This is a genomic window from Streptomyces verrucosisporus (genome assembly GCF_017114865.1).
Taxonomy (GTDB): domain Bacteria; phylum Actinomycetota; class Actinomycetes; order Streptomycetales; family Streptomycetaceae; genus Streptomyces; species Streptomyces fenghuangensis.
In genome coordinates, this window is sequence record NZ_JADEYH010000053.1 from 1 (window position 1) to 11,439 (window position 11,439).

At 66.3% G+C, this 11,439-nt stretch carries 11 protein-coding genes; 4 read left to right on the forward strand and 7 right to left on the reverse strand.

The features are described from left to right. Window positions 1-167: 167 nt before the first annotated feature. The 4 genes from IQ279_RS27075 to IQ279_RS27090 form a co-directional block, all read right to left on the reverse strand. The gene (locus IQ279_RS27075; protein WP_206351965.1) at window positions 168-815 is read right to left on the reverse strand and encodes a class I SAM-dependent DNA methyltransferase; all 648 of its coding nucleotides are present in this window, start codon (window positions 813-815) and stop codon (window positions 168-170) included. A 66-nt stretch (window positions 816-881) separates the two neighbouring features. Then, window positions 882-1,874, reverse strand: coding sequence for a DMT family transporter (locus tag IQ279_RS27080; protein ID WP_206351966.1), 993 nt, complete (start codon window positions 1,872-1,874; stop codon window positions 882-884). Continuing rightward, on the reverse strand, window positions 1,874-2,872 hold the full coding sequence (locus tag IQ279_RS27085; protein WP_206351967.1) for a PLP-dependent cysteine synthase family protein: 999 nt from the start codon (window positions 2,870-2,872) through the stop codon (window positions 1,874-1,876). Before IQ279_RS27085 ends, IQ279_RS27080 begins: the two co-directional genes overlap by 1 nt. A gap of 139 nt (window positions 2,873-3,011) precedes the next feature. Then, window positions 3,012-3,998: a class I SAM-dependent methyltransferase gene (locus tag IQ279_RS27090; RefSeq protein WP_206351968.1), complete on the reverse strand. Its 987-nt coding sequence runs from the start codon at window positions 3,996-3,998 to the stop codon at window positions 3,012-3,014. A gap of 782 nt (window positions 3,999-4,780) precedes the next feature. On the opposite strand from IQ279_RS27090, the gene IQ279_RS27095 reads away from it, so the two are divergent. Continuing rightward, window positions 4,781-5,365 carry a cupin gene (locus IQ279_RS27095; RefSeq protein WP_206351969.1) on the forward strand — a complete coding sequence of 195 codons (585 nt, stop codon included), beginning with the start codon at window positions 4,781-4,783 and terminating at the stop codon, window positions 5,363-5,365. Window positions 5,366-5,666: 301 nt separating this feature from the next. After that, window positions 5,667-7,022, forward strand: coding sequence for a helix-turn-helix domain-containing protein (locus tag IQ279_RS27100; RefSeq protein ID WP_206351970.1), 1,356 nt, complete (start codon window positions 5,667-5,669; stop codon window positions 7,020-7,022). 93 nt (window positions 7,023-7,115) lie between these two features. Here the strand turns inward: IQ279_RS27100 and IQ279_RS27105 are convergent, their stop codons facing one another. Next, complete coding sequence (locus IQ279_RS27105) at window positions 7,116-7,721, reverse strand: TetR/AcrR family transcriptional regulator (RefSeq protein WP_307792558.1); 606 nt, start codon at window positions 7,719-7,721, stop codon at window positions 7,116-7,118. A 259-nt stretch (window positions 7,722-7,980) separates the two neighbouring features. On the opposite strand from IQ279_RS27105, the gene IQ279_RS27110 reads away from it, so the two are divergent. Continuing rightward, window positions 7,981-8,673: a haloacid dehalogenase type II gene (locus IQ279_RS27110; RefSeq protein ID WP_206351971.1), complete on the forward strand. Its 693-nt coding sequence runs from the start codon at window positions 7,981-7,983 to the stop codon at window positions 8,671-8,673. A gap of 575 nt (window positions 8,674-9,248) precedes the next feature. Continuing rightward, window positions 9,249-10,373: a tyrosine-type recombinase/integrase gene (locus tag IQ279_RS27115; protein ID WP_241028835.1), complete on the forward strand. Its 1,125-nt coding sequence runs from the start codon at window positions 9,249-9,251 to the stop codon at window positions 10,371-10,373. A 33-nt stretch (window positions 10,374-10,406) separates the two neighbouring features. On the opposite strand, the gene IQ279_RS28905 is transcribed toward IQ279_RS27115, so the two are convergent. Both IQ279_RS28905 and IQ279_RS28910 read right to left on the reverse strand, forming a co-directional pair. Then, complete coding sequence (locus tag IQ279_RS28905; protein ID WP_372445251.1) at window positions 10,407-10,637, reverse strand: helix-turn-helix domain-containing protein; 231 nt, start codon at window positions 10,635-10,637, stop codon at window positions 10,407-10,409. After that, on the reverse strand, window positions 10,616-11,137 hold the full coding sequence (locus IQ279_RS28910; protein ID WP_206351973.1) for a WhiB family transcriptional regulator: 522 nt from the start codon (window positions 11,135-11,137) through the stop codon (window positions 10,616-10,618). Before IQ279_RS28910 ends, IQ279_RS28905 begins: the two co-directional genes overlap by 22 nt. Window positions 11,138-11,439 lie beyond the last annotated feature (302 nt).

The following is an 11,439-nucleotide window of genomic DNA, read 5'->3' on the forward strand; positions in this document are numbered from 1 at the left end:
CGACATGACTCTCCAGGGCAGAGGTGGTGGATACCGGTCGACATGCGCGCGTCCCGGGCGACGGAGCCGGGAGTGCCCGGCCCCGTCGCCGACGGTGGTCGCGCGCTTCCGGCGCGGGGCCGGAAAGAGGGGTGGTTCCGAGCCGGATCAGCGGTCCGACGCCCTCGTCACCGCGACGTACCGGTCTTGCGGAAGATCCAGTAGTCGGCGCTCTCTTCGGCGATGTAGTGGGCGTCCCTCAGCCTGAACTCCAGGGAGGCCTGGGCGGCGACCTTCTCGGACCCGGCGAAGTCCTCGAAGCCTGTCTCGACCGCGTAGCTGCCGCGGGTGGAAACCGCGATCAGGCCACCGGGCAGGGCGTACTCGATCAGGGTGAGCAGCGCCGTGGGACGCACATGTCCGAGTGTGAACACACCGCTGCTGACCACAATGCCGTACTGGTCCAAGCGGTCGTCGCGCCGGGGCACCGAGAGGTCCACACCGCCGTAGACCTTCCGGTACGCATGGGTCTTGAGCGCCTCGGCCGCCATGTTCTCCGAGAGGTCCACACCGTCGATCACGTAGTCGCCCAGACTACGCAGGACGCTGCCGACGAGACCGGTTCCGCAACCGGCGTCGAAAACGGTCGTGTCCGGTGTCCCGTAGGCGGAGGCGAGCAGGTGCACGAGGTTGGCCGCGATCCGAGGTGCCACCCATTTCTGGTCCGCCAGGTCCACGTCGTACCGCGTCGCCCAGTCCTCATAATACTTCTTCAGCCCCGGGGAGTTGTCGAAGAACACATGGGACTGCTTGACGTTCGCGAAGGAGTTGCTCACGGGAATCCCTCCCTGTCGGTCCGGCCAATGGTTGCGACTTTCCTTTTCCTGCTCTTTCCTGTTCCGCTATGTCACCACGGGTACGTCCGACGCACCGGGTTTCTTCTCAGCGCCGGCGCCGTCTCCCCGCAATCGGGAGTTCTTCATGTCGAACACCATGTAGACAGCGATTCCGGCAAGAATGAACACGGCACCGCCGACCTCCGCCCAGGTGGGCACCCTTCGTTCCGCCGGGAGGCTCAGGATCGCACCGAATATCGTCTCCGTTGCGAGCAGCGGTCCGACCAGGGGAACCGGGATGCCCTGAGCCGCCTTCACCCAGATATACGTGCCCCACCAGGAACCGATGACCCCGAGGAACACACACCAGAATATGATCTTGAACAAGGGGTAGGGGGAGAAGGTTTCCTCGGGCGTCGTGGCAATGGCGAAAGGCAACAGGAGCATGGAGGCACCACCTGCTCCCATGGCCACCAGCGCTGCCCATATCTTGGGGTCCGGCTTCGTTTCCCAGGTGCGTTGCGACTGAGCGTTGCGGACAACGAAGTAGGACCAGGTGAGCATGGCCATGAGGGCCAGCAGGATACCGAGGAGTGATTCCTGCGCGTGCCCCGAAGGCCTTCCGTGAATGAAGTCCGCGGCACTCAGAAGGGTGAGTCCGGAGAGAATCAGCAGGACCGGAGCGACCAGTTCACTCCACGACATGCGTTTTTCCGCAAAATTACCGGCCACCGCGATGGTGATCGGAGAAGAACCCACAATCACTGCGGTGATGAACCCGCTGCCCGTGGTGGCGGAGTACGAGACGCATATGTAGAAGACGAAGTACCCCACAAAGCCTATGTAGAGGCCGAACAGGATCCTTCGCATCGGCATCGTCTTGAGCCGGTGCCGGCCTCTGCACAGAACGTACAGGCCACACAGGCCGAACAAGGAGTACCGGCCGGTTACCAGGAGCAGTTCGCTCGCCGGCTTGACGGCGGCCGGGGCGGGGAAGGCGAAGGCCCACAGCAGGGCGGCCGTCAACGCCGCTGCCACGTTCTTCTGCGTGCTTCCCATCACGTGGTCGCTTCCGGCGCGGTCTTCCGGTCGACGGTGAAACCGTTCTGCATCAGCCAGTCCTGGTTGTAGATCTTGGATATGTACTTGCTTCCGCTGTCCGGCAGAACGGTGACTACCGCGGCCGGTCCCGTCAGCGATCGGGCCACCTGCACGGCGCCCCACACATTGGCGCCCGAGGTGCCGCCGCAGACAAGGCCCTCACGTCTGGCCAGGTGCTGACAGGTGGCGAAGGCGTCAGCGTCGGTGAACTGAATCACGTCGTCGACGACCGAGAAGTCCATGCACTTCGCCAGATGGTCCTCGCCGGCGCCCTCGACGAAGTACGGGGCGATCTGCGAGGAGTCGACGACGCCTTCGTGGAAATAGCGGTGGTAGATGGAGCCCACCGGATCGAGCAGGACGGATGTCACGGAAGGATTCTTCGACTTCAGGAACCGTGAGGTCCCGGATATCGTGCCGCCCGTGCTCCCCGACGCGACGAACGCCGTCACCGACCGCCCGAGCTCCTCCCAGATCTCGGGCCCCGTCGACCGGAAGTGGGCTTCCGCATTGAGCGGGTTGTCGTACTGGTTGAGCATGAACGAGCCCCGCGTCTCCGCGTGGATGCGCCTCGCGCACGTCACATAGTGCTTGTCCGATTCCGGTGGGACCGAGGTCGGGCAGACGATCACCTCGGCCCCCATGGCGCGCAACGCGTCCTGCTTCTCCTTGCTCACCTTGTCCGGCATGGTCAGGATCGCGCGGTAGCCGCGTGTCGCCGCCATCATCGCGATCGCCGCGCCGGTGTTTCCGGAGGTGTTCTCCACGATGGTCGCTCCGGGCCGGAGCAGACCGCGGTGTTCGGCGTCATCGAGGATGTAGCGAACGATCCGGTCCTTGATGCTGCCCCCCGGATTCATGAACTCGGCCTTGGCGAATATCCGAACACCGGCCGGAACATCGAATGTGCTCAGTTCGACGAGAGGCGTCTTGCCGATGAACGACTGGACATTCATGCCGACTCCTTGCTGAGTATGGAAAACGATGCCGGAGGTCCGCTTCGGCGGACGCGTCCGAACACCGGGACAGCGCTTCCCCGGTACCCTTGTCGTCCGCCGCCGGCCGTCAACGCACCGAAGAGGAACCGAAGGCCGGTCAGAGGGCGGAATCGGGAATCTTCACCGAGTCGAGGATCGCGACCGTGTGACCGACCTTCTCCCCCTTCTCCACCATGGCCAGGGCTTCCAGCGCCGATATCTCGAACGGCGCCAGTTCCTCCTCCACCTTCAGGGCCTGCGCCCCGGCGGCCGCGGGCGGCAGGCCCTCAAAAGCATCGCGCAGGACGTTCACCGGGTAGAAGTGGAACGGTCCCAGCCCCTCCCTCTCCCATTGGGCGTATCCACCGACCACCTCGGTCGGCTCGGACTGAACCTTCCATGTGTAGGTCAGGATGCTGCCGTTGTAGCCGGCGGCTCCGGAGAGGGACAGAATCTCGGACAACGGAATGCGCGCGCCGATCGACGACAGCACGCGCCCGCCCACCCGGAGGAGAGGGTGGGCCTGCTGGAGAGCCAGATAGTGGAGCGCCACGAGGTTCTTCTCCGCGGAGCCGGGGATCTCCTCGCTGCGCTCGGCGATGAAGGTAGAGCTCGTCTGGCCGTCGGCCAGGTCCTCGTTTCCCGCCATCGGGATGTTGGGGAGGTTCTCGTACAGCACGTCGACCTGCGACAACTTGCCGGCCAACGGGGCGAGGAGGTCGCCCACGCCTCCGATCAGTTCGACATCCTTGTCCAGCAGGTTGCTGCGAATGTTTTCCCGTGCATACGCGAGAACGTCCTCGTGAAGATCGGTGAACCCGACGACACGCGCCTGCAGAATCTCCACGGCCGCCAGAGCGTCGAGGCCCGCACCCGTCCCGATCGTGCAGAACCGCGGAGCGAGTACACCCATGTGTGCCAGCGTCTTGAACGCGGGAACGGCGACACTCGCCACCCAGTCGGCCCGCGGGTCATCCACCTTCGGAAGGTAGGAATGGTCCGAGAGTTGGAGCCCTATGGACGACCTGATCCTTTTTGTTTCGCTCAGCTGGAATAACTCGCCGGGCGAAACTACCAGTTCGGCATGGTCGACTCGTGTACCCATCTCGGTCTCCTTAGAGGTGGCGACAGCTACTTCTGCGGGATTCTCCGGCTCGCCCGATCCGACGAAGGACCGACGGGCACACGGAACCGGCCTGCACCGAAGGAACAAACTGCGGTCGGAATTACGCCTCTTCGAGAGGAACGGCGTCCTGCTGCGGTGCCGACTTCACTATCACCATGGCCGGCAAAGACACACAAGGGGCACCCCGTTGCCTGTCGCCAGGCAAGGGCGGCAACAACGGAGCCGGAAGCACTTCGCCGTATGCGACGACCGGCCGCAGGCGCTCTTTCCTGCCATCGCTCCAGACGGCCGGGCCCGTACGGGTCGACCACGATGATCTGCATATCGTCACGAAGCGGACGTCTTCCGTCCGCCAGAAACCCGCCAATTACCAGACATTCGACCGGAAAGCAACATGAAAGAACTTTCAAGCCACCTCGGAGAGACCCCGTTGACACTGCGAAAATCGGCTCCCTAGCATGTATCTATACCGGTTGGTATACATCACCGTCTCTCTCCCGCGAAGGAGATACGCACGTGTTGCTCCAGTTGTCCGGTGCAGCGACCGGCGAGGCCCTGACTGTCTCCAGAGCCCACGTCTTCGGTCGGCCGGGACGCCAACGACACAGCGACCAGTGCACAAGGACGAGAACCGCCGGCCCGTACGGGGGAAGAGAACCCGCGGACCCCCCGCGCATCCTCGATGACACCGGATCGCGATGCTGCCCCTCCCCGAGAGCCGGCCGCGCCGAAGGCCCCGCCGCGGCCGGGATGAACGCCCGGTGACCCTGCTTCAGATCATGCCGGAGGACGCGCCGGAGACGGTGCGGGTGCGAACCGACGACCTGGATCTCATCCACGGGGAGCTGCTCAGGATCGGTGTGCGCCTCACCCGCTGGCGCGCCGCGCACCGGCTTCCGGCCGACGCCGACGACACCACGGTCATGAAGGCGTACGGGAGCCACATCGACCATCTCGGCAACGAGGGCGGCTACCGGATCGTCGACATCGTCCGCATGACTCCCCGGTCGGCCGGTCGGAGTCCGGACCAGCCGGCGTGCCCAGCACGTGAGAGGTTCATGCGGGAGCACGTGCACGACGACGACCTGGTGCGCTTCGTCGTAGCGGGGACGGGCTGTTTCTACCTCCACGTCGCGAGACAGGTGTACGCGTTGCTGTGCACGGCGGGGGATCTGCTGTCCGTGCCCGGCCACACCCCCCACTGGTTCGACGCGGGCGCCCGCCCGAACTGCACGGCGATCCGTTTCTTCCAGCGAACCGACCGCAGCGCCGTCCGGTTCCTGCCGGGCGGCATCGCGTCCCGGTTCCCGGCCCATGACGATCTACTGGCGACTCTCGACGACTAGTTCGGCGCGTCACCAGGACATCCGTGGCCGTCCCCGCCGGTGCGGGGCACGGCCTTCCACTCCTGCCTCTCCCACCAACGGGTCCCGCCGGCTTCCGCGAGGCCGGCCCACAACCGCCGACACGGTCCGGAGTGTGTGATTTGGACTGAACAGGGCCACCGACCGGGCCCGGAGACGGGAACAGCCGTCGCGGCGAACCCGGTTCGATCCGACCGCTTCAGGACAACCGAACAGCTCTGGGGGCTAGACAGTGGTACGAGAACCAGCGCAGAACTCATCACCAGCCCAGCGCGCCCAGGAGATGATTTGCTCTTCCAGTGGAGTACCGGCGTCGTACGGACAGCTGCTGCGCGCTCACCGGAAGAAGCGCGGGCTCTCCCTCACGCAACTCGCCGCCCGGGTGCATTTCGACCCCGGCCACATCAGCAAGGTCGAGACCGGCAAGCGGTCGCCTTCGGTGAGCTTCGCCAAGGCCTGCGATCGGGTGCTCAACGTCGGAAACACCTTCACCGCCATCGCCTCGGCCCTCGAAGCGACGGCTCATCGACAGCAGAACTGGCTCCGGCCCGCCCAGCTCCCCGCCGCGAAAAGGCATTTCGTGGGACGCCACGGCGACCTGCGTCGGCTGGACGGGCTTCTCCGAGGCCATGACCAGGGGCTTGCGGTGCCCGTGACGGTGATCAACGGACCGCCCGGTGTGGGAAAGACCGCACTCGCGGTGCAGTGGGCGCACCGGGCCGTCAACGACGGTCACTTCCCCGACGGCCAGTTGTTCGTCAACCTTCAAGGACCCGAGCCGGGCACCGCGGCCGCGCCCATCGACGTGCTGGCAGGTCTGCTGCGCGCCGTGGGCGTGCCTCCCGATCGGATCCCCGCCGAGCTGGATCAAAGAGCCGCTACCTTCCGGTCCTACCTGCACAGCCGGAAAATGCTCCTGATCCTGGACAACGCTGCGGACGCCCAGCAGATCCGCCCTCTGTTACCCGGGGCCCCGGGGTGCGCCGTCGTGGTGACCAGCCGGTCGCGGTTGCCCGGACTGACGGTCCTGGTGGACGCCGTCTCACTGCTCCTGTCCGAACTGCGCCGACCGGAAGCCGCCCGGCTGATCGGCGCGATCATAGGCCGGGCGCGGGCCGACGCCAATCCGGGTGCGGTGGCCGTGCTCGCGGAACGGTGCGGGCGCCTTCCGCTGGCCTTGGTCCTGGCTGCCGAGCGGATCGTGAGCCGTCAGCACAACAGCGCCGAGCCCCTTGCCGCCGAGCTCAGGACCCGGCGGGCCCGGCTGGACCTCGCCGAGGGGGACGTGGCGCTCCGCGACGCGTTCGAGAGCTCCTACAAGGCCCTCGACGAGCAGAGCGCCCGTGTCTTCCGGGGGCTCGGCCTGCTCCCGGGACGTCTGATCGACGTGGTCAGCACGGCGTCGGTCGTGGGCGTCCCTCCGGAGGAGGCCTCGCTGTCACTGTGCAATCTGGCCGCCGCGCACCTGGTCCAGCGTCATGGTGAGAGCCACTACCGCATGCATGACCTGCTGCGGGCATATGCGGCCGACCTGGCGGGACACCTGACCGACGGCTCCGGGCACGCGATGGTGAAGGCCCCCGTGACCGGCCTGACGCCCACGCCGGCCCCCCTTGCCGCTGCTCCCCTCGTCGTGTAGAAACCCGCAGGCGGCCGGGCCGGCAGACCAGTCCGGACAGCGGGCACGACTCCGGGCCGCCCCTGTGCGCCATGTGGCCGGGGTCCGGCGGGGTCACCCGGGAACCGACTCCTCGATGAGGAGTGCGGCCATGTGCTCGGCACGGTCGATGGCACGGTCCAGCGACCCCATCGAATCGGCGACACAAGCGCCCTCGTGCAGGATCAACACCTGGGCGGCCAGCCCCGCCGGGTCGTCGGCGCGGGCTTCCGCGGCCAGCCCTTCCAGGTAGGAGAGCAGCCATGCCTTCTGGTCACGGGCGACCGCCCGGCCCGGGTGGCCTTCGGGAAGTTCCACGGACGCGTTGAGGAAGGCGCAGCCCCGCGAGTTCCGCTCGCGTATCCATTCGCGCAGGGCGCCGAACGTGGCCAGGACCTTCTCCGCCGGGGATCCATCATGGCCGTTGACATGCTTCACCAGCGTGGAACGCCACAAGCCGTCGCGAGCGCGCAGATAGGCGACGATGAGCTCCTCTTTCGAACCGAAGCAGTCGTAGAGGGTCTTCTTGGTGACGCCTGCTTCCGCCACGATCGCCTCGACGCCGACGGCGCGGATGCCCTGCTCGTAGAAGAGCCGCGAGGCTGTCTGGAGAATCTTCACGCCGGCCGGCGTGAGGTGCCGCTTGCCGTTTCGGCCGACGGTCTCGCTGTTGGCAGTCACGGCTCAACGCTACACCTAACGGTATGGCTGCAACAGCCGCGACACGGAGTGGCGAACACCCGGGGCGGCCCGTGAGCACGGAGCGTTCCGCCTGGCCGGTGAGGTGGGCGACCGCCACGGTGTCACCGCCGTCCACGCCGGTCGTCCACGGCGCCTGTCCGCCACGACATGCCACCGATGGAGCAATGACGGACGCGGCCGGCCGGTTCGGTCCACCGTGTTGCGCCGTAACGCCGTAACGCCGTAACGAGGAGGCCGGATGACCGGGGATCACCACATCGAGGGCATCGTCTTCGACGTCCTGGGCACGATGGTCGACGAGCCCGGAGGGCTCCGCGCGGCCGTGCGGGAGGCGGCCCCCTCATCGGACGACGCTTCCGTCGACCGGCTGCTCAATGTGTGGCAGGAGCACGTTGAGCGCGAGCAGCGCCGTATCGCGGACGGCGTGCGGCCTTACGCCAACTCGCAGGTCGTCGACCGGGAAGCTGCCGAGCGCGTGGCCGGCCGCGTCGGCCTGACCGATGCAGCCGCCATCGACCGGCTGGCCACCGCAGGGCAGCGCCTGCAGCCCTGGGACGACTCCCTCGCCGGCCTCGCACGCCTGGCCGAGCGTTTTCCGGTGCTGGCCCTCAGCAATGCCGGTCACACCTCCCTGCTCCGGCTCAACGCTCACGCGGGACTGCGCTGGCACCGGACCCTGTCCGCCGAGGACGTCCAGGCGTACAAGCCCGCGCCGGAGGTCTACCGGCTCGCGCTCGACGCGGTGGGTTCTCCGCCGGAACACGTGCTCATGGTCGCCGCTCACGCCTGGGACCTCCGCGGGGCCCAGAGGACGGGCATGCGGACCGCTTATGTGCAGCGGCCGGCCGGGGCCCCGCCGCGCAGGGACGACTCGTTCACGTATCGGTCCAGCGGCTTGGAGGAGCTGGCCGCCCTGCTGACGTCGGGATAGTGCCGGAAGCGGCAGGCCCCTGCCCCCTCCGGTGCCCGGCGGACGGGCGGGATGGAAGATCCCTCGCCGCGGCTGCCTGACGCCCCGTCGAACCTTCGCGGTCACAGCACTGGACGCCCCGGTCGTCCCGGCCCGCGGGCCGGGGCCGGGGCCGGGGCCGGGGCCGGGGGTGCTTCGATCCCGCCGCCGGGAACGGCTCGCCTTCGACGACTCGCTCGGGACTGTCGGCTCGCGTGACCTTCACTGCCGCAAGGCCGATACTGCACTCCGTAGGACTCCGGCCGGCAGGACGTCGGTCCACCGCAGGAAACCGACGCGTCGTCACCGGAGCCGGTGCCAAGCCGGCATCACTACCGCCACAGCTCTCCCCCGGCCGCTGCGGACCGCCGGGACCAGAACTACCCGAACCGCCTTGACCAGCAGAGATGCAGGTAGGCAACCCACTCGCCAAGCTTACTGGGAGGCACCTATGAAGATGTTGATCAACTTCTCGTAGTTTGGCGCGGCCGCAGGTCAGGCCCATGCTCGGAGGCCGTTGGTCAGCAAACTCCCAGCATGAGTCAGGAGACGTGCACTTGGCGACCCAGCTCGTCCGCGGAATGGGCAGCTTCTTCAAGAACTGCGCCTGCGCCCGCCAGAACCGTTGCGCCCACCCGTACGCCGTTCGCTACCGCGATGCCGGCGGCCGTCAACGCGAAGAGACCGGGTACGCGACACAGCAGGCGGCGCTCGACCGGCTGACCAAAGTCTACGAGGAGAAGCGGACCGCCCCCCGGGCCCAGGCCGACCTCAAGCGCGAGATCGGCAAGCAGCGCTTCGGACACTACGCCTCCACCTGGCTCACCCGGCAGCGTCATTACGTTCCCGGCAGCGTGCGCTCGGTCACCCAGGTGCTCAACGGCCAGATCCTGCCGGTGCTCGAGTCCCGGCGGATGAACACGTTCACGGCGACGGTCGTCGACGACTTCATCATGTCGATGGAGGAACGTTCCGTCGGGTTGGCAGCCCAGCAGAACGCGTTTGACACCCTGAAGAAGATCCTTCTCGACGCGCGCCGTCGCGGCGGGATCACCTCGGACCCGTTCGATGGCGTCATCCCGCCCGAGTACATCCCCCGCAAGATCACCATCCCGACGCTGGACGAGATACACGCCTTGAAGGCCGCCGGCACCGACGGACTCCGGATCGTCATCGACCTCATGTCCGGCTGCGGTCTACGCAACGGGGAGGCGTACGCCGCGAACCTGGAGCGGATGGTCGCGGACGACGTCTACCGCATCACCGAACAGATCGAGGGAAGGACGCGCGAGCGGGTACCGCTCAAACATCGCAGGGCCGGGGAGTTCCGCGAAACCCCTATGCCGTGGACCGTTCGGGAGTCACTGCTGCGCTACGAGAAGGAGCACGGCACCGACGCGAACGGCTATCTCCTGCGGACTCAGCGCTCCCCGTACTGGGCCCACACCACGCTTGAATACCAGTGGGGCGCCGCCAAGAAAAGGGCAGGCATCACCAGAAGACTCACCACGTATTCCCTGCGTCACTTCTTCGCCTCCAACTGCCTGGCCATGGGGATACCCATCACAGACGTCGCGGAGTGGATGGGGCACAGAAACATCAACATGACCTTCAAGATCTACCGGCATCTCATGCCGGCGTCGATCGGGAGAGCTGCGAAGCTCTTGAACGAGGGCTTGTAACACGAAGGGGGGCGGGTATCGACCCGCCCCCCTTCAGGAGACCTTCTGCTGCTGTGCCCACATGTTCAGGTCAGCGACTTTGAACCTGAGCTTTCCACCGAAGTAGTACCGCGGCAGCCCGTGCCGCTGGGATTCCCGGTACATCCAGCGTCGACTCAAATTGAGGTACGCCGCTGCTTCATCGACCCCCAAGTACCGGCTCGTTCTCTCACCGGACACTCCATGGACCGCCTCGGTTCGGTTCATGCTGAGACCGCCTCGCATGTGGTCTGTACGGCGCCCTGGGTTACTCCGTAGGCGTCGGCACGACGCTCTCGCCGGAGGAGCTTCTTCACATGCGCCTCAGACACCTTGAGAACTCTGGCCAGTCGCAGATCCGGCGTCCTGCTCGCAGCAGCCCATCGGATCAGCTCCTGCCTCTCCGGTCTGGTGAGATACACATCTTTCCCGGCCAGCGCTGCCGCGACCCTGACAGGATCACATCGCAGCTCGAAGCGGCGCCGAATCGCCCTGCGCTCCTCCTCGGTCAGGCCGCCTCGTATACCGGTGGTGTCACCACATTCCAAAGCAGCTTCAAGGCATTTTTCCCCGACAGCGCAGGATGAGCAGATCCCTTTGGCGATGCGAATGCGCTGCTCACTCTCGCGCTTTCCGGGAAAAAACAAATCAGGGTCCTTCACTACCTCAACAGCCGCAGCGCATGCCGCCTCCTCCTGCCAGGCCTGGTCTCCTCTGATACGAGGAGCGGGTTTTTCTTCACACATTATTGGATCTTTCTGTTCGATGCCTGTACTGAGCCCGTGGCCTCACATGTCCAACGGAGGTACAAGCATCCGAACGATCGCCGGTTTCCCCAACCGGCGATCGCCGGCTATATTTCCCGCCTTCATCGCACCGTCGGCTCCTCAGCGGCCGCAGAGCAGGTGGACCACCCTCCTCCCCCATGGCCTGCGGACAGCTGCGCAGGAGTTCCACACCGGCAACGGTTCGCGACCCTGAACGATTTATTCGAACAGGACCATCCCCGCGGGTACGGGGAGCAGTGCCGTCGCGGCGACGGGGCACT